General features: G+C 53.1%; 17 protein-coding genes and 2 riboswitches. Of the genes, 9 read left to right on the forward strand and 8 right to left on the reverse strand.

Annotated features, from left to right (window positions below; genetic code table 11):
* The 7 genes from RW092_RS05235 to RW092_RS05265 all read left to right on the forward strand — a co-directional run.
* Nucleotides 1-640: FecCD family ABC transporter permease (locus RW092_RS05235; RefSeq protein ID WP_316009703.1), on the forward strand; the 640-nt coding region annotated here is incomplete at its 5' end.
* A complete protein-coding gene (locus RW092_RS05240) occupies nt 637-1,434 on the forward strand; it encodes an ABC transporter ATP-binding protein (RefSeq protein WP_316009704.1) in 798 nt (265 codons plus the stop codon). The genes RW092_RS05235 and RW092_RS05240, both read left to right, overlap by 4 nt.
* A 41-nt stretch (nt 1,435-1,475) precedes the next feature.
* A complete protein-coding gene (cobT, locus tag RW092_RS05245) occupies nt 1,476-2,555 on the forward strand; it encodes a nicotinate-nucleotide--dimethylbenzimidazole phosphoribosyltransferase (RefSeq protein WP_316009705.1) in 1,080 nt (359 codons plus the stop codon).
* On the forward strand, nt 2,555-3,145 hold the full coding sequence (gene cobU / locus RW092_RS05250) for a bifunctional adenosylcobinamide kinase/adenosylcobinamide-phosphate guanylyltransferase (protein ID WP_316009706.1): 591 nt from the start codon (nt 2,555-2,557) through the stop codon (nt 3,143-3,145). Before cobT ends, cobU begins: the two co-directional genes overlap by 1 nt.
* Nucleotides 3,142-4,005: an adenosylcobinamide-GDP ribazoletransferase gene (gene cobS / locus RW092_RS05255; RefSeq protein ID WP_316009707.1), complete on the forward strand. Its 864-nt coding sequence runs from the start codon at nt 3,142-3,144 to the stop codon at nt 4,003-4,005. The genes cobU and cobS overlap by 4 nt, the downstream gene beginning before the upstream one ends.
* A 401-nt stretch (nt 4,006-4,406) precedes the next feature.
* Nucleotides 4,407-6,035: a cobyric acid synthase gene (locus tag RW092_RS05260; protein ID WP_410055511.1), complete on the forward strand. Its 1,629-nt coding sequence runs from the start codon at nt 4,407-4,409 to the stop codon at nt 6,033-6,035.
* A 23-nt stretch (nt 6,036-6,058) separates the two neighbouring features.
* Nucleotides 6,059-6,200: riboswitch (cyclic di-AMP (ydaO/yuaA leader) on the forward strand.
* A 162-nt stretch (nt 6,201-6,362) separates the two neighbouring features.
* Nucleotides 6,363-7,544 carry a KamA family radical SAM protein gene (locus tag RW092_RS05265; RefSeq protein WP_028538544.1) on the forward strand — a complete coding sequence of 394 codons (1,182 nt, stop codon included), beginning with the start codon at nt 6,363-6,365 and terminating at the stop codon, nt 7,542-7,544.
* Between the two features lie 72 nt (nt 7,545-7,616).
* Here the strand turns inward: RW092_RS05265 and RW092_RS05270 are convergent, their stop codons facing one another.
* Nucleotides 7,617-9,308, reverse strand: a complete 1,692-nt coding sequence (locus RW092_RS05270) for a methyl-accepting chemotaxis protein (protein WP_316009708.1) — start codon at nt 9,306-9,308, stop codon at nt 7,617-7,619.
* 258 nt (nt 9,309-9,566) lie between these two features.
* Complete coding sequence (locus tag RW092_RS05275; protein WP_316009709.1) at nt 9,567-10,652, reverse strand: M24 family metallopeptidase; 1,086 nt, start codon at nt 10,650-10,652, stop codon at nt 9,567-9,569.
* A 201-nt stretch (nt 10,653-10,853) separates the two neighbouring features.
* Between RW092_RS05275 and RW092_RS05280 the strand changes: the two genes are divergently transcribed.
* Together RW092_RS05280 and RW092_RS05285 are read left to right on the forward strand one after the other, a co-directional pair.
* A complete protein-coding gene (locus tag RW092_RS05280) occupies nt 10,854-12,377 on the forward strand; it encodes an MDR family MFS transporter (protein ID WP_279626227.1) in 1,524 nt (507 codons plus the stop codon).
* A 6-nt stretch (nt 12,378-12,383) separates the two neighbouring features.
* On the forward strand, nt 12,384-12,965 hold the full coding sequence (locus RW092_RS05285) for a PadR family transcriptional regulator (protein WP_016313041.1): 582 nt from the start codon (nt 12,384-12,386) through the stop codon (nt 12,963-12,965).
* Nucleotides 12,966-13,022: 57 nt separating this feature from the next.
* On the opposite strand, the gene RW092_RS05290 is transcribed toward RW092_RS05285, so the two are convergent.
* The 6 genes from RW092_RS05290 to RW092_RS05315 form a co-directional block, all read right to left on the reverse strand.
* Complete coding sequence (locus tag RW092_RS05290) at nt 13,023-14,000, reverse strand: 2-hydroxyacid dehydrogenase (protein WP_316009710.1); 978 nt, start codon at nt 13,998-14,000, stop codon at nt 13,023-13,025.
* A 58-nt stretch (nt 14,001-14,058) separates the two neighbouring features.
* On the reverse strand, nt 14,059-14,556 hold the full coding sequence (queF, locus tag RW092_RS05295) for a preQ(1) synthase (RefSeq protein WP_316009711.1): 498 nt from the start codon (nt 14,554-14,556) through the stop codon (nt 14,059-14,061).
* Nucleotides 14,557-15,057: 501 nt separating this feature from the next.
* Nucleotides 15,058-15,819 carry a 7-carboxy-7-deazaguanine synthase QueE gene (gene queE / locus RW092_RS05300; protein WP_009226070.1) on the reverse strand — a complete coding sequence of 254 codons (762 nt, stop codon included), beginning with the start codon at nt 15,817-15,819 and terminating at the stop codon, nt 15,058-15,060.
* Entirely contained in the window at nt 15,812-16,306 is a 495-nt protein-coding gene (gene queD, locus RW092_RS05305) for a 6-carboxytetrahydropterin synthase QueD (protein ID WP_009226071.1), read from the reverse strand. The genes queE and queD overlap by 8 nt, the downstream gene beginning before the upstream one ends.
* Nucleotides 16,303-16,971 (reverse strand): 7-cyano-7-deazaguanine synthase QueC, encoded by a 669-nt coding sequence (gene queC, locus RW092_RS05310; RefSeq protein ID WP_009226072.1) that lies wholly within the window; start codon nt 16,969-16,971, stop codon nt 16,303-16,305. Before queC ends, queD begins: the two co-directional genes overlap by 4 nt.
* Nucleotides 16,972-17,170: 199 nt before the next feature.
* A riboswitch (PreQ1 riboswitch) is annotated at nt 17,171-17,214 on the reverse strand.
* 465 nt (nt 17,215-17,679) lie between these two features.
* On the reverse strand, nt 17,680-18,153 hold the full coding sequence (locus tag RW092_RS05315; protein ID WP_009226073.1) for a DinB family protein: 474 nt from the start codon (nt 18,151-18,153) through the stop codon (nt 17,680-17,682).
* Nucleotides 18,154-18,245: the final 92 nt, after the last annotated feature.

An 18,245-nucleotide genomic window follows, 5' to 3' on the forward strand; every position in this document is an offset into this window, starting at 1 on the left:
GGCGGGGGCGGTTACGTTATGGATCGTGATTTGGCTGGCTAGAGAGAACGGACGGCTGCCGATTGAAAGTCTGGTTTTGTCCGGCGTCGTGATGCAATCGTTCCTAGGGGCTGTTGTCTCCTTTTTAACGGCAATGTCGAAGAAAACCATTAATGAAATTTACTATTGGACGATGGGCAGTTTAAGCTTGCGCGGATGGTCGTATACGGCCATCCTTTTGCCGTATTTGCTGCTGGGAGCCTTATTCCTTTGGAGCCGGGCTAAACATTTGAACCTGCTGACTTTAGGTGAACGTCAAGCCTCCCATTCCGGGATGGCCGTAGAACGAACCAAACTAGCTGTGTTGCTCGTTGCTACACTGATGACGGCGGCTGCGGTATCCGTGTCAGGGGTAATCGGATTCGTAGGCCTGGTCGTTCCGCATATGATCCGTCTGATCACCGGCCCGGATTATCGGCTGATCATTCCTTTGTCGGCGCTGGGCGGCGGGATATTTATGATGTGGAGCGACTTGGCGGCTCGCTCGCTGCTGGCTCCAACGGAGGTCCCGCTGGGCATCGTCACCGCCTTTGTGGGGGCGCCTTTCTTTGGGTATCTGTTGTATCGGAAGAAGAAACAGAGGGAGGAGGAGCTGCGTTGATCAAGGTGTCTGGGGTTGCCAAGGCGTTTGGCCGGCTGGAGGTGCTTCACGGTGTGGACTGGCAGGTTGGCTCCGGTGAGTTTTGGGGCTTGATTGGACCCAACGGCAGCGGCAAAACAACCTTGCTCAACTTGATCTCCGGCGTGGAGAAGCCGGATGCCGGCGAGATTGCGTTGAGCGGACGACCGCTTTCGTCGTATTCGCGCAAGGAGCTGTCGCGCAAGGTCGCCGTCCTTCAGCAGGACGGGCTTCCGGCTGTGGCTTTTACGGTGCGTGAAGTGGTGGAAATGGGGCGGTTCGCCCATCAGGATTGGCGCGGCAAGGAGATCGGCGGGGCGAAGGCAGGCGAACGCCTCATTGATGGAATTATGGAACGTCTCGACCTGAAGGAGCTGGAGCATCGTCCGCTGAGTGCGCTTAGCGGGGGGCAACGCCAGCGGGTAGCACTTGGGAAGGTGATGGCTCAGCAGCCCGAGCTGGTGCTGCTCGATGAACCAACAACCTATTTGGATTTACGTTACCAGATGCAATTTATGGAGCTGGTGGCCGAATGGCAGCGCGATGCCGGTCTTACCATCGTTTCAGTAATGCATGATTTAAATTTGGCTGCCTTGTTTTGCAGCCATCTCTTAGTGATGAGCGGCGGACAAATTGTGGCACAAGGCGCGCCGGACGGCATTTTGTCACCGGAGCTGGTTGAAACCGTATTTGGAGTTCAGGCCCACCAAGTGGTTCATCCGGATTCGGACGTTCCGCAGCTATTGCTGCGCCGGGTACGTTCAAATGAAGTGTAGAGAATTGGCAATTCATTAAAAAAGGTAAGGGGATTATGGTTATGGCATACAACTCAGTTGAACAACTTACACAAGCGATTACTTCGCTGGATGAGGCTGCGATGAAAGCAGCCCAGGTTCATTTGGACCAGCTGACGAAACCGCCGGGAAGTCTTGGGAAATTGGAAGGATTGGCAGTGAAGCTGGCAGGGATCACGGGGAACGTCCGTCCTGTGTTTGACAAACGGTCGGTGATCGTAATGGCAGCGGATCACGGGGTCTGTGAGGAAGGGGTCAGCGCGTTTCCGGCGGAAGTGACACCCCAGATGGTACATAACTTTTTGGCCGGAGGCGCTGCCGTAAATGTGCTGGCACGTCAAGCTTCAGCCGATGTCGTTTGCGTCGATATCGGGGTAAATGCAGAAATGTCGCACCCTGGGTTGCTGCAACGTAAGCTGCGTTACGGGACAGGAAATATGGCTAAGGGACCGGCGATGAGCCGGGAGGAAGCTGAAGCTGCCATTCGCGTTGGGGCTGAGGTGGTCGCTGATGCAGTGTCTCAAGGCATTCGACTGTTTGTCACAGGGGAGATGGGCATCGGTAATACTACAGCTAGCGCCGCAATTATGAGCAGCCTGACGGGGATCGCACCGCAGCAGAGCGTTGGTCGTGGAACCGGGGTCAACGATGAACGGCTTCGGCACAAAATTTCCGTCGTGGAGCGGGCACTGGAGGTAAACCGTCCAGATGCCAACGATCCGCTGGACGTGCTGGCTAAGGTCGGCGGCCTGGAGATTGCCGGAATGACCGGCGTTATTCTGGGAGCTGCGGCTCATCGCTGTCCCGTCGTGATCGACGGCTTTATTTCTACTGTGTCCGCGCTGCTAGCGGTGCGCCTTGAGCCGAAAGCCGCCGACTATCTCATCGCATCCCACGTCTCCCACGAGCAGGGACATCGTGCGCTTCTGCAGGCGCTAGGCCTGAACCCAATGCTGGAGTTGGACATGCGGCTTGGGGAAGGCACAGGCGGCGTACTGGCGCTTCACCTCGTTGATGCAGCATGCCGGATCGTTGCCGAAATGGCGACGTTCGAAAGCGCGGGTGTCGCGTCCGGTGAAGAAAATGGCGAGGGGATCAAGTGATGAAGATCCTGGTGACCGGCGGAGCCCGCAGCGGCAAAAGCACGTTTGCTGAACGTTGGGTCATGAAACAGGCAACATCCGCGGATTACGTCGCAACGGCGCAAGCTTTTGACGACGAGATGAAAGAACGCATCCGTCTGCATCAGCTCCAGCGGGAGCAAAGCGGGTTCACCTGGACGACGCATGAAGCGCCGCTCGAACTTGCAGAGCTGCTGCATAAGTTGGGTGAACGGCCGGTTGCGAAGGAGAGCACGGCTGCCGAAGTCGCCGGTCCCGTGGTGTTGGTCGACTGCCTGACGTTGTGGTTGTCGAACGTGCTGCTTGGGGCAGGAGAAGGGGCCGATGCTGTGGACGCCGTTATGACGCGGGAAATTGAGCGGTTGATCGCTGCGGTCGAGGCTTTTGTCGGCACTTTGGTGATGGTTACAAACGAGGTTGGCAGCGGAATCGTGCCGGAGTATCCGCTTGGCCGACAATATCGGGATTGGGCCGGGCAGTTGAACCGAAAAATAGCGTCAATCGCGGATCAGGTGTTTCTGGTTACTGCTGGCATTCCCATTGAGTTAAAAAGCAGGGAGTATCGGTTATGACGAAGGGACCCAAACACAAAGCACGCTCCAGGGCGGACAAGCATGGAGCTTGGCAGCCGATACTGGCGGCTTTCCAGTTTCTATCCCGTTTTCCGGTACGGGCTGAGCTGGATTTTACATCAGATTTGCTGCGGCGCAGCATCACCTATTATCCGCTTGTCGGAGCGGCGATTGGCGTGTTTGTCTGGACAGGCGGTTTGATTGCCGACTGGCTGCTTCCTTCGTTCCCGGCTGCGATCCTTTGCCTTTTGATCTGGGTTGGATTGACGGGAGGATTACATCTGGACGGCTGGATGGACACGGCCGATGGACTGCTGAGCTATCGGTCACGAGACCAAATGCTTGACATCATGAAGGACAGCCGGGTAGGCGCCATGGGCGTGTTGGCCTGTGTCCTATTGCTGATGCTGAAAGCCTCGCTACTGACCTCGCTCTTCCAAGGATGTGGAATGCTGGCGTCAGGGCTGGCGATATGGTTGGCACCGCTGTGGAGCCGATGGTTTATGACCCGGGCGATGCACCGCTGGCCGAAGGCCCGGCAAGGCGAAGGACTGGCTGCCCAATTCAACGGCTTCAGCGAACGGGATGTCTGGGGGAGCACCATCATGGCGGTGACACTATCCGTTGTCGTGCTGTTGCTCACTTTGCTCGTGTCGTTGGGGGGGATGGATGAATCGGCTATGCTACGATCATTGCTGTTTATCGGCTTGTCTCCTATTGTTGCCTGGGCGGCGGGAACTTGGGCTGCTCGTCGAATCAATGCCAAGCTCGGCGGTTTGACCGGCGATACCTATGGGGCACTGGGCGAAGGGCTGGAAGCGGTACTGTTGTTGCTTGCGGTGCTGATCTTTTCAAATTGATATTTCAAGGTCAGAGGCGCTTTAGGCGGAAGGGAGACCTTTGGCTTTGGGCGCTTTTGCACCATTATCCCCTTGAATCAGAATCAAGAAGGTTAGAGTTGGGAAGGCGAAATAAGGTACCTAAGAGATAAAGACGGACAGCTGGAAGCGGAGAAACATGTTGGGCAAGCACCACCGGCTGAGTGAAAGGGAAAATGGTGAAAAAGCGTGCGAAAACACCATCGACTGAACGAAAGGGATAATGGTGCAAAAGCGTGCGAAATCACCACCGGCTGAACGAAAGGGATAATGGTGCAAAAGCGTGCGGAATTACCACTCCCCTGAACAAAAGGGATAAAGGTGCAAAAGGGCCTGACGAGACATGATACTACACGTACGGATTGGGAAGGAGGGAACGCGCGATGGGCGAAAAGCATAAGAAGCTTTGGGATCAGGATTGGGTAAAAAGCGAACCAACAGCATCAGGGGCTGTACTCATGGTTCAAGGGACAGCGTCTGACGTGGGGAAGAGTGTGATCGTGACGGCGCTGTGTCGTATTTTTGCGCAGGATGGGCTTCGACCGGCTCCGTTCAAGTCACAAAATATGGCCTTGAACTCGTATGTTACGGCGGACGGTCAAGAGATTGGACGGGCCCAAGGCATTCAGGCAGAGGCTTGCGGCATCACTGCCACCACCGAAATGAACCCGGTACTGATCAAGCCAACTGGGAACATGCACTCGCAGATTGTTGTGCATGGGCGTCCTTACCGTCACCTTAGCGCATCTGATTATCGTGAGGAGTTTCTGCCCCATGCCAAGCCGCTGGTCATGGAAGCGCTCGGTCGGCTCCGCGATAGGCATGGCATTGTGGTGATCGAGGGGGCTGGAAGCCCAGCGGAGATCAACCTGAAGCAACGGGATATCGTTAACATGAACTTGGCCGAATGGGCGGATGCTCCCGTGATTTTGGTGGGGGATATCGACCGTGGCGGGGTGTTTGCCTTTCTTGTTGGTACCCTGGAGCTGCTTGAACCGCACGAACGCGCTCGCGTAAAAGGGTTCATTATCAATAAGTTTCGCGGCGATCTGTCTCTGCTGCAGCCTGGCCTGGATTGGCTGGAGCAGCGGACCGGAATCCCCGTACTTGGAGTTCTCCCCTACCTAAATAATCTGGAGATCGAAGCGGAGGATTCCGTTGTCCTGGATACCTATCCAGCTCGTTCAGCGCCATCCGCAACGCAGGAGCTGGATATCGCCGTTATCCGTTATCCGCATATTTCTAACTTCACGGATTTTGACCCGTTGGCAGCCGAACCGGACGTATCGTTACGTTATGTAAGCAAGCTGTCAGAACTTGGACATCCCGATGTGGTGATTTTGCCGGGGACCAAGGATACGATCAGCGATCTGGAATTTTTGCGCGGGCAAGGGCTGGCAGGGGCAGTTTGCAACCTGATCGATGAGGGGACGCACACCCAGCTGGTCGGAATTTGCGGCGGATATCAAATGCTGGGCGAACAACTGCATGACCCTGAAGGCGTAGAGTCCAATGAACCGAGGTCGGCATTGGGTCTGGGCCTGCTCCCCTTGGCTACAACCTTTCTCCCAGGTAAAAAAACGGTGCGCGTGCACGGATATACGTGCGAGGACCATCCGATCGCCTTGCATCCTCAGAACCAGGAGCTGCCGATCTCAGGCTATGAGATTCATGCCGGATCAACCCAGCAGTTGCGGGACACTCGACCTTTATTTCTGCTTCGAGTCGATGAGAGGGCGGATCAGCTTGAAGCGCAGACGCATCCGGAAGGTGCAGCCCGCGCTGATGGCAGGGTGTTTGGAACGTATCTGCATGGGGTGTTCCATAATGATGCTTGGCGACGTGCATGGCTGGATGGACTGCGGATGACCAAAGGGCTGGAACCTTTGAACGTCACCTTTGTTTCTTCCTCACGGAAGGAGGAAGCCTTCGATCGGTTAGCGGAGCAGGTTCGCAGGCATTTGCGCATGGATCTCATTTACGACATTATTGGGATCCAAGGTAAGCTTTGACAAATTGGGTAAGGATAAGGTAGGATAAAAGTACGCTTAATTTTCGATGGGTAAAGTCGAAAAGCGGGGGAACCAATCTTTTGGGGCGAATCGTTGCAAGTTTAACGTAGGGAACCATCTTCCCGAGCCCGTCAGCTAACCTCGTTTGCAGTGGATGGGTCATTTTTAATATTATTTCAGTCATCATTTAATGACCCTGTTCTTTGAAGCGGGGTCTTTTTGCGTTCTGCAAGACCTTTGACCCGAGCATTCGGCGGAGTACTCGCATTCACTGCAAGTTTCGAGCTTCTTCTTTACGCATCGTACTAATAAAGGAGGAGAGGATTTATGGCTAGTCCGAAGTACATCACCGATATTGCCAAGGTGAGCCAGTTGTCCGAGCAGGAGCGGCAGGACTTGAAACCGATTACCGACAAATTTGTTTTTCGGGTGAACGACTACTATTTGAGTTTGATCGACTGGAATGATCCGGAGGACCCGATCCGCAAGTTGGTGATCCCCAATACGGGAGAACTGAAGGAATATGGGCGCTGGGACGCTTCTGACGAAGCGGCGAACTACGTGGTGCCTGGCTGCCAGCACAAATATCGAACGACCGCGCTGCTGATTGTGTCCGAGGTTTGCGGCTCCTATTGCCGATACTGCTTCCGTAAACGGTTATTCCGCAACGATGTGAAGGAAGCGATGGCGGATGTCACACCTGGCATTGAGTACATCGCACAGCATCCGGAGATTAATAACGTCCTGTTAACCGGCGGTGACAGCTTGATCTTAGCGACCAGAAAGCTGCGTTCGATTCTCGAGCGGCTAAGAGCTATTGAGCATGTAAAAATCATCCGCCTCGGTTCCAAAATTCCTGTGTTTAATCCTATGCGTATTTATGAAGATCCGGAGTTGCTGGATCTGATTCGGGAGTTCTCCACCGTTGATCAACGGATTTATGTTATGGCGCATATCAATCATCCGCGCGAAATTACCCCTGAGGCCAAAAGAGGGTTCCAGGCGCTGCACGACGCCGGGGCTATCGTGGTCAATCAAACGCCGATTCTCAAAGGCATCAATGATGATGCGGCCGTGCTTGGTGAATTGCTAGATCGCTTATCTTGGGCTGGCGTCACTCCGTACTATTTCTTTATTAATCGTCCCGTAGCCGGAAATGCTGACTTTGTCATCCCATTGAAACGAGCGTATGAGCTAGTAGAGGAAGCGAAAGCCCGTACTTCAGGGCTTGGAAAGCGCGTGCGATTATCGATGAGTCATTCTTCAGGAAAAATCGAAATCCTGGCTATCGAAAACGGGCAGGCCTATCTCAAGTATCATCAGTCCCGGGACGGTGAATACGGCAAGTTTATGATTTTGCCTTGCCCGGATGATGCGACCTGGTTTGACGATTTGCCAGGCAGTGAAGCGTACTGGAAGAAGCCGGAAAAGAAGCTGGATTCGAAGGCGGATACGCAATCGGATCAGACAACAGAAGATGCGGCTTCTGCAAGCCCAGTGACGATTTAAGGGATAAAACAAAACGTACCCTTTCCGTTTCCCCGATCAGGGGAACGTGAAGGGTACGTTTTATTTTTAGAGTCAGATCCGGAATTTTGCAATCGATTCCTGCAACGACAACGCCTGCTCATACAGTGAGCGAACTGTACGCGCGTGCGCTTCCATTTCGTCCAGCTGTTGCTGCGAGTAGCTGCTGATTTGCTCCATGTTCTCCAGCGATTTGGCGGTAATATTGGCCGATTCCTCTACCGATGCGGTGACTTCCTCGGTACCGGCAGATACCTCTTGGGTGGAGGCTGAAACCGATTGAATCGTCAAGTTCACGTTCTGAATCAGCTTCGTTAATTGTTCAAACGCTTGACCCGCTTGCTTCACCCGTTCGGTTCCGGAGACGATTTCCTCGCTGGCCCGCTGCATGGCGTTGACCGAATTTTCCGATTCTTCTCGGATACTGAGCAGGTTCTCGCCGATTTCCTCCATCGCTCGGCGGGACTGTTCAGCCAGCTTACGAACTTCCTCGGCCACGACAGCAAAGCCTTTGCCGTGTTCGCCGGCACGTGCAGCTTCAATCGCCGCGTTCAGCGCCAAAATATTAATTTGCTTCGTAATTTCTGTAATGGTACCTACCACGTTCGAAATGGACTCGGAACGATCATTCAGCGTGCGGATATGCTCCAACGTGCGATTAGCCGCATCTTCGACATGCTGCATTTGCGTAACCGCTGTTTGCGCCAAATGATTTCCGGCGTCAGCCTCCTCTGCAGCTTGTCCAATCCGTTCCGTGACTTCGGCAGACGAAGACGCAATATGCTGTACACCTTGGGAAATTTCTTCCATGGCCCGGGCGTTTTCGGCTGCTGCGGAAGCAATCGTCATGCTGCCCGCTTCGATTTCCTTCGTAGCTGCATTGGAACGGGCAATCAAATCTTCAAACGTTGTCACCGATCGGGATAAGTTCTCAGATCCGTCTACGACCACTTGGGACGTTTGCATCACTGCAGCGAACATGTTTTTGAGCTGAAGCGTCATCGTTTGGAAGCTTCCGGCGAGTTGGGCAATTTCGTCATGTCCTTTCACTTCGATGGTATGACGGAAGTCTCCGCCAGCCATTTGCTCCGTGACCTTCACCAGCTTGCGAATTGGCTTCGTGATTCGCGTACTTGCAAAATACGCTGCGGCCATGCCCACCACAATGACAAGTAAGGTGATGCCGATACAGATGAACAAAATTTGGTCTTTCTTCTTATCGATGAAGGTAGCGTCAAGGCCTACGGCGAGCATGGCTTTACTGCCGGGAATCGCGATAAAAGCCGTTTTGTGCGAGCCGAATTTGTCTGTATACAATTCACTGATTTGTACCCCGCCACCAGCTGCAGCAGTCATGGCCGGTTGGATCTCCAGCTTGTCACCGGGAGCCATCTCCGAGTTCTCATTTGTTGCCAGAACGGTAGCGCCGTCTTCTTGAATATGTAGTAAGTAAGCATTACTTAAGTTGTATTCTTCAGCGCTCTTCGTCAAATACGATTCCACCGAAAAACGGGAGTTATCTTTGCCGCTGAGCAATTGCAGGGATTGGGTCGTATCTAACCGTTTGAAGATGTCTTGAGTACTAGTAAGCAGCACTTTATCGAACTGTGGCAGCACATTCTGCTCGATGATCCCCATAGAGATGTTATAAAAGCTGACACTAAATAAAAGTGAAGATACGACGATAATCGCCGCATAGGTACTCATCAATCTGCGGCTGATGGAGCGATTAATGACATTGAACACGAGAATCCTCTCCGTTTCCCCTTTAAAAATGTGATGTATACGCTTGGCTGTCTCTATTCTTTTTAACCAGCGGTTCATAAGTATCATTTTATAGGAAAAAAGGTCCTTTGAAAACGAAAAAATACTACTTTTTTTGGTTTTCGTAAAAAGTTTCAAAAAAAACGTCTAAATCTATCGGAAAATGGATAAAAAGAGAGCCCTGCGACCCTTTTTTTGCAGATCACCAGAGCTCTTTGAGCAAAAAAGTAACATATCATGTTAGATATTGGTTAATTGTTTTGGATAAGAAGTGAGAACTTCAACGCCGGTTGCGGTGACTAGAACGTCGTCTTCGATACGAACTCCTCCGACGCCAGGCACATAAATGCCAGGTTCAACCGTAAAGACGTGGCCTTCTGCGAGAAGAAAATCGTTCTCCCCATGAACCGATGGGAACTCGTGTACATCGATCCCCAGCCCATGGCCAAGGCGATGGATAAAATAAGGTCCATAGCCGGCAGCTTCAATCACTTCGCGGGCGGCGCGGTCAATGGAGGCGAAGGTGACACCTGGCCGAATGGCGGCAATCGCAGCTTCGTTAGCTGCCAGCACCGTTTCATAAATCCGGACCAGTTCCTCAGATAGCTCGCCCACCGCAAAGGTACGCGTAATGTCGGAGGCGTAGCCATCCGCATAAACGCCGATGTCAAACATCAGCAGGTCGCCGCGCCGGATTTGCCGATCACCGGGGACGCCATGCGGCAGGGCGGTTTTCTCGCCGGACAGCACCATGGAATCGAAGGAAGGTCCGTCTGCACCAAGCTTGCGGATTTGGTACTCGACTTCTGCAACCAGCTCATTTTCGGTTACGCCTTCCTTTACTTTTTTCAGCGATTCGCTGAGCACCTGTTCGATCAGATCTACGGCATGTTTGATTTTTCCAACCTCTTCCGGGCTTTTCCGCACCCGCATGTCCCGAAGCCAAGGTCCAATGTCAACTGATCCGGAGAAGGAGAGCTTCTCCTGCATCCGCTCAAAATTTGCCACCGAGACTTGCTCCTTCTCAAAGCCCAGCGTCCCTAGCGAGCCCCCAAGTCGTTGCTTCAAGATCGCGTAAGGATCATCTGTGTCGCCATGGGTAAGGATCTCCGTTACGTTCGCCGCTTTACGGGCAGCCTCTTCATCCAGTGCAGGGACAACCAAAAAAGGCTCGCTTCCCGCCTGAAGGACGGCGCCGAGGAAGCGTTCATGCGGATTGCTGAGAAAGCCGGTCAGGTAATACACATGCTTCGGATCCGTAATTAGCAGCGTATTGACGCCGGAATCACGCATTTTGCGTTCTAATGCAGTCCATTTATTATTCATTTGGCAAAAAACTTCCTTTCGTTCAGTCTCTTGTTCCATTATAGGCCAAAGCAGGGAGGAACGATAGTTAGAGTCGTTGCGCCGGGCGGGCAGGGGTGAGACGGATGACTTTTTTAGGCAAAAGGTTTACTTTTTAAATATTTTCAATAAAATAGGAAGAGATAATCCTATTCAAATTTGAATATAAACAAAGGAGAGAAGATTTTGGCTACCGCAACGAAAAAATCGACCCGGCTCATCTTGTTCGGATTGATGCTGGGGATTCTGATGTCGGCGATGGACAACACGATCGTAACAACGGCGATGGGAACGATCGTTGCTGATTTAGGTGGGATGGAGCAGTTCGTTTGGGTGACTTCGGCCTATATGGTGACGGTGATGGCAGGGACGCCGATTTTTGGCAAGCTGTCAGATATGTATGGCCGGAAACGCTTCTTCTTATTTGGCATCGCCATGTTCTTGCTTGGCTCTGTGTTATGCGGGCTCGCCGGAAGCATCGTGCAGTTGAGTATATTCCGGGCGATCCAGGGGATCGGCGGGGGAGCGCTGATGCCGATTGCGTTTACGATCATTTACGATATCTTCCCGGTGGAGCAACGCGGGAAAATGACCGGGCTAATGGGTGCCGTGTTTGGCACGTCGAGTATTTTTGGCCCGTTGCTGGGTGCATTTATCACGGACTCGCTGAGTTGGCATTGGGTTTTCTATATTAATGTACCGATCGGCATCGTGTCTTTGGTGTTGATTATCCTCTACTACAAGGAGTCGCTGACGCATGCGAAGCAGCAGATCGACTGGGGCGGGGCGTTTACCTTGGTTGGCGCCGTGGTGTGTCTGATGTTTGCCTTGGAACTGGGCGGCGAGAAATATGCATGGAATTCTGCCGTGATTTTGGGATTGTTTGCGGGTTTTGCCGTGCTGTTTGTCGCGTTCCTGCTGTACGAAACGAAAGCGCAAGAGCCGATCATTTCATTTGAAATGTTCAAAAACCGGCTTTACGCGACAAGTTGTTTGTTGGCGTTATTTTACGGGAGTGTATTTATCGTTGCGACGGTATATATTCCAATCTTCGTGCAGGGCGTCTATGGCGGCTCAGCGACCAATTCCGGCATTATTCTGATGCCCATGATGATCGGCTCGGTGGTTGGCAGTATGCTGGGCGGGATGCTCGCTTCCCGGATCCCCTATCGCACGGTGATGGGCTTGTCGGTGATTTGCTTCGTTGGCGGTATTTTTGCGCTTAGTACGTTAACGAATGATTCGTCTCGCTTGTTGCTTACGCTTTACAGCATCTTGACCGGATTTGGCGTTGGCTTCTCCTTCTCGGTGCTCAGCATGGCATCTGTGCATCACTTTGACATGCGGCAGCGCGGAGCGGCGACCTCAACCAACTCGTTCCTTCGATCGTTAGGGATGACGCTGGGGATTACGATCTTTGGCATCGTGCAGCGCAACCTGATGTCGGGGGCGATGGCCGATGCATTTGCTGGAATGGGACAAGGCGGCGGGAACTTCGGCGATACTCAGGAAGCATTAAGCCCGGAGAAAAGAGCGCTGATTCCGCCTGAGATTTTGGACAAGATTACAGAGGCGTTGTCCACTTCAATTGCCCATACGTTTATGTGGGCCCTCGTTCCTACCGTTGGCGCCGTGCTCGTCGTACTCGCCATGCCGAAGGACCGGATCGAGCGCAAGGCGTTAAAGCCGTCGGAACAGCGGGGGTAATCGGGAATGAAAGGTGTAGCGATCCGTCTTTGTATTTTGGGTTTGCTGCTTGAGGAGGATCAGCATCCTTATGAGATGCTCATCCGCATCCGGGATCGGTTCCTCGATCAGCACGGCAATTTCAAAATCGGCTCGCTGTATTACGCCGTCGACCAGTTGGCCAAATCGGGAGATATTGAGGCAGTGGAAACGATTTACGGCGAGGGACGTCCGGACAAGACGGTCTACCGGATCACGGACAAGGGCCGGGAGTATTTTCAGAAACTGCTGATCGAACGGTTCCAGGAGGAAGTGTCCGCCTATCATCCGCTGCATGTTGCTTTGGCATTTGCCAGACATGGGGATCGGGAGAAGCTGATCGCCATGCTGCAAGACCGAATTCGTAATGCGGAGCATGAGGTCAATTTGAGCTACCAGGTTTACGAAGAACATCGGGGGATCGTGCCAAGGAGCGTACTGCACTTGATGGTGGGACGTTACGAGCATGCCCGGACAGAGCTTAATTGGCTGCGGCGGCTGCTCAAAGACGCTGAAGCCGGACAACTAGGGAACCGCGAGCCGGTTGATTTACTCAACGAAGAGGAATAAAAAGAAACTCCCCGGGTACCGTGCGCGGCTTGCGCTGACGGTATCCGGGGAGTTTTTTTATGCATCCGGTCGCAATTCTTTGACCAAGCTTGGCGGTGTTCGGCCTTCGAGGGCAGCCACCAGGTTTTCTGCGGCTCGCATCGCCATTTGCCGGCGAGTTTGGTCCGTCGCTGAGCCGATATGCGGCAAGGTTACTACGTTCGGCAGCTTCAACAGTGGATGGTCCGGATCGATCGGTTCCTTCTCGAACACATCCAATCCTGCGCCGTAGATTTGGCGGTTCTGCAAGGCGGCGGTCAGCGCTTGCTCATCAACGGTAGCCCCTCTGCTGGCGTTGACGAACACGGCGGTCGGTTTCATCAAAGCAAATTCCCGAGCGCCAATCAGCTTGCGCGTTTCCGGTGTGAGCGGCGTGATTAGCACGATAAAATCCGCTTCCTTCAGCAGCTCATCCAAGGTGCAATAGGTCGCACCCAGTCTAGTTTCGGCCTCCGGTTTCCGGCTGCGGTTGTGATACAACACCTGCATTCCAAAGCCGAATTGCCCGCGGTGGGCCACGGCTTCGCCAATTTCGCCCATTCCGATGATGCCAAGCTTCTTATGGTGGACGTCAAGGCCAAACAAGTTTTGACCATCCCCGCGTTTCCATTTCCCTGCTTTCACATATCGATCCAGTTCCGATACGCGGCGGGCGACGTCCAGCATCAAGGCGAAAATCAAGTCGGCGACGGTGTCATTCAGAACGGCGGAGGTGTTGGTCCCCAGCACGCCGCGGGCTTTCATTGCTTCGAGATCAAAGTTGTTGTAGCCAACGCTGATATTGCTGACAACTTTTAATTTGGGAGCATGATCCAACAGCTCCTGATTGATGCTGCGGTCCGCGGTCAACAATCCCTCGACATCGCTTAAGCTGGCGAGAAGCTGGGCGCGAGTGATCGGTTCGTCACCTTCCCACTTGCTGATTTCACAATGCTCGGCCAGATAATGCTCGACTTCCGGGGGGATCGGGCGGGAGATAAACACTTTTGGTTTCATGAGGTTCTCCTCTCTCAGGGGATAACTCCGTTGTTACGCACACCACGTAAACAAAGGATTAGCGATTATCGACTTTCTCCGGGTACATGTCATGATTCAACAGGCGATGTTCCGCCATCGCTTCGTACTTGGTGCCGGGACGACCATAGTTGCAGTAAGGATCGATGGAGATGCCGCCGCGCGGCGTAAATTTGCCCCAAACTTCGATGTACTTCGGATCCATGAGCTTGATCAAATCGTTCATGATGATGTTCACACAGTCCTCATGGAAATCGCCATGGTTGCGGAAGCTGAACAGGTAGAGCTTGAGCGACTTGCTTTCTACCATTTTGATATCGGGAATATAGCTGATGTATATGGTGGCGAAGTCAGGCTGTCCCGTGATCGGACAAAGGCTGGTAAACTCCGGGCAGTTGAATTTTACAAAATAATCACGGTACGGATGTTTATTGTCAAAGGTCTCTAATACCTCAGGCGCGTAGTCAAAAGGATATTTGACGCCCTGGTTGCCCAGCAGGGTTACGTTTTGCATTTCTTCGGGTTTTCTTCCGGCCATATGAAGCCCTCCTTATAGATATATTCATTAAAGCAATCTAGCGGACCGTACAGCCCTTATTTGCCTTTTTTCCGGACATTTCCTGTTGTAACGGACTCCAGCGACCTTATTTGGCTTTTATCGCAGCCGATGTGCTGTTTTACATCAAAATAAGGTCTACTGAGTCCGGTAGATTTGGAAAGCTCCCTCGGAGCCTCAAATAACGTCTCTGGTGTCCGTTAGCCGCGGGGTGGAGGTCTCGGCTGCATTCAAGATTCGATGCCGAACCAGCCTCCTCGAATCCGCCTCGTGATCGAAAGCCGATTGATGAACTGCCGTTTCAATGAAGGTTCAAAAATCGGGTTTGGAGCACCGAGAAGGTTGGATGAAGCTAGAGACTGAGTAGCGGAGCATAGCTAGGAGCTATGTGAGCAACGGAAGGCTCGGCTGAATTCAAGATTCGACGTCGAACCTGCACCCTCGAATTCGCCTCGTGATCGAAAGCCGATTTTTGAACTTCCGCTACACGCCGCGTTTGTTGCCCCAGACGAGGGCGTGGAGCTGCGGCAGCACCCGGACATTGTTCAGGTCCGGCGTGGCCATTACCTTGTCGATGAGCGCTTCGTAGCGGCGCAGCAGGTCGGACGCATGCTCCTGGATGTCCATCCGCTTCACGTCCGGGTTCCCTACCTGCACGTACATCGGCACGTTGGGGTAGCGAGTGTGCACCCGCTTGGCGTAAGCCAGATCGTCATCGTCAAACACGACGACCTTCAAGCTGACGGCGAGCGGGTGAGGCCGGGCAGCCAGCCTAGCGACGATATCGTCCAGCACGTCCCAGTTGGTGTCCATGCCCGAGCTTGGCGGCTTCGGCGACAGGGTCACCTGGTCGACCTCGGCCAGCCAATCCTGCCAACGCGAGCCTTGCGTCTCGACTGCGACGGTGATGCCTTCGGCGTGAAGCAGCTCCACCAAGCTGGCCAGCTGCGGCAGGAGGGCGGGGTTGCCGCCGGACAAGGTGACGTGGGAGAAACGGTCGCCGCCGATGTCGCGCAGCTCGCCAAGGATTTCCGCCGGGGTCAGGCGGCGGATCATCTCCTTCGCGCTGCCGTCCCAGGTGAAGGCGGAGTCGCACCAAGAGCAGCGATAATCGCAGCCGGCGGTGCGGACGAACATCGTCTTCTGTCCGATCACCATACCCTCGCCTTGTACGGTGGGGCCAAAGATCTCCATGACGGGGATCGGCAGCTCGCGGTGCTCTTGTGTGGTCGCTTCCTTACTCATCCTGCATCCACTCCCGTCTCGCTTCCGCATAGCTGGTTGGCGTCTCATAGAGGCGGACGAACTCCGTCCGGGCCTCCAGCACCGGATTGCGATAAGCTTCCGATTGCAGCGCCTCCTCCATCTTCTCGAACAGCCACACCACCATATTTTCGGCGGTGGTATTCATCGGCGGCAGCGTTTCATTAATGTAACGATGGTCCAGATAAGCTTCAATTTCGTTCTTCCAAATCTCCTTGATCGTGCCAAAATCAACGGTCATGCCGATCTCATCCGGCCGGCCGCTGATGCCAAACACCACTTTGTACGTGTGGCCGTGCAGGTTTTTGCATTTGCCGTCATACGCATGCAGGTGGTGCGCGGCATCAAAAGTGAATTCCTTGCTCACCAGCACCCGGCGGCGGTGGTAACGTAGCTGGTCCCGGCGGATGTCCTGGTCCAGCTTCTGCAGCGCTTCAACGATGCGAAATTCCCCCGGTGTCCGGTTCATCGTGAATTCGCCTCCTGGCGTTCCAGCAAGTATTTGTCCAGTCCAGCTTTTCTCAGCTTGCAGGCCGGGCATTCGCCGCAGCCATCGCCGATGATACCGTTGTAGCAGGTAAGCGTCCGTTCGCGCACGAAATCAAAGGCTCCAAGCTCATCGGCTAGCTTCCAGGTCTCTGCTTTGTCGATCCACATGAGCGGCGTATGGATCACAAACTCGTAATCCATCGCCAAATTCAAAGTCACGTTCAGCGATTTCACAAACACGTCGCGGCAGTCGGGATAACCGCTGAAGTCGGTCTCGCAGACGCCGGTGACGATATGCTTGGCACCTACGCCTTTGGCGAGTACGGCAGCAAAGCTGAGGAAGAGATGGTTGCGGCCGTCCACAAACGTGCTTGGCAGCTCCCCCTCCTGATGCTCGATCGCAATGTCGCTGCGCGTCAAAGCGTTGGCCGTTAATTGGCCAAGCAGGCTCATGTCTAACACGGTATGCTTGATGCCAAGCTCGGCGGTAATCGATTTCGCGCATTCGATCTCCAGCTTATGGCGTTGGCCATAATCAAACGTCACGGCCTCAACCTCGCCGAATTGCTGGATCGCCCAGAACAGACAGGTTGTGCTGTCTTGACCGCCGCTGAACACAACAACCGCTTTTTCCTTTTTAAGCATAAAAAAACCCTCCGTCTTCTTTAATAGTGAAGCAGGAATCCTTCGTTCCCGGCCCATTGTGATAGAAGAAAGAGAGTTCTTGAACTGGTCACAAAAAAACAAGCCCATTTCGACCGGCAGGGTGTCCTTGGCGCTGCGACTCCGTTGCCGTACAGCAAACGGGCATGCGAGCGCGAAGAACCCGCCGAATCAAGGCAGGGCATTTATAGTTTTTTATAGAGGGAGTTCTCGAACCTCTCCCGTGTATTCCCGTAGGAATAAGCACGGATTTCTTCTTCAATTTCGTTATGCACTGGGGAGCGGGCCCCCAGGCACAAACCCCATTATAACATATTTTGCGCAGAGGGGAAGTGAAGGCGCGATCACTCAGTTAAAATGTTACTAAGGAGGCATCGGTTCACTCACATCGAAATGTTACCGAAGGGATGTGTGTTGAAATTGAGCATGAAAACACGACGTGAAGTGATCCGTACCTTGGCTGATCAATACATGAGAGCGAAATCGCGAAATGAAAAATCTGTAATCCTTGATAATGCCGTGAAGGTGCTGGGTTGCCAACCCGTAACGTCTGCCTCCACTGGGTAACAAAATTACGTGAGTGAACCACTATCCTTCGGTAACATTTTTAAATGAGTTGACACGGAAGGGAGGGTCGGGTGTACTATTTTTAATGAAATTGAGCTAATTTGGTTCACAAACGAGCGAAACTCACCGATAGCGGTTTGCAGCCTGTCTTTTGATGGCCTGAATGGCGCCCATATGAAGTCCTTCATGGAAGATCGTTCTCACAAGTACCTGCTCAAGGGTATGCATCCCCATATCCGTTGGCGGATACTCCTCCTCCAGCCGATCCCGGTACTGCTGCTCTATGAAGCGAGGCTGCTCCTGAAGCAGTGATATCAATTCTGACAATGACGGGGTTTCGTCCGTAAAATGCGATGGGTTCGTTCCGTAACCGAACCATTGATTAAAGCTCATCGGGACCGGCATATCCTCTTTCGTAAGCACGCGTATCCATAAATACTGATCCAGAACCACATGCCCCAGATTCCATCTGATATTGTTGTTGAAACCATCCGGTACAATGTCAGCCTCGTCTTCCGACACGTCTTCAACCACCTTCAACAGCTCTCTGCGGTATGTATGCAGCTGCTCAAACAATACCTCATGTCTTCTTTCCATCGAAATACCTCCCAGATTCTGATATCTTAATATGAGTGTTTTGCATAATTCCGTTTCAGAGAAGAAGCGATAGCATATTCACTGTCGTTAAG

Source organism: Paenibacillus sp. 3LSP (assembly GCF_032465655.1).
GTDB lineage: Bacteria > Bacillota > Bacilli > Paenibacillales > Paenibacillaceae > Fontibacillus > Fontibacillus barengoltzii.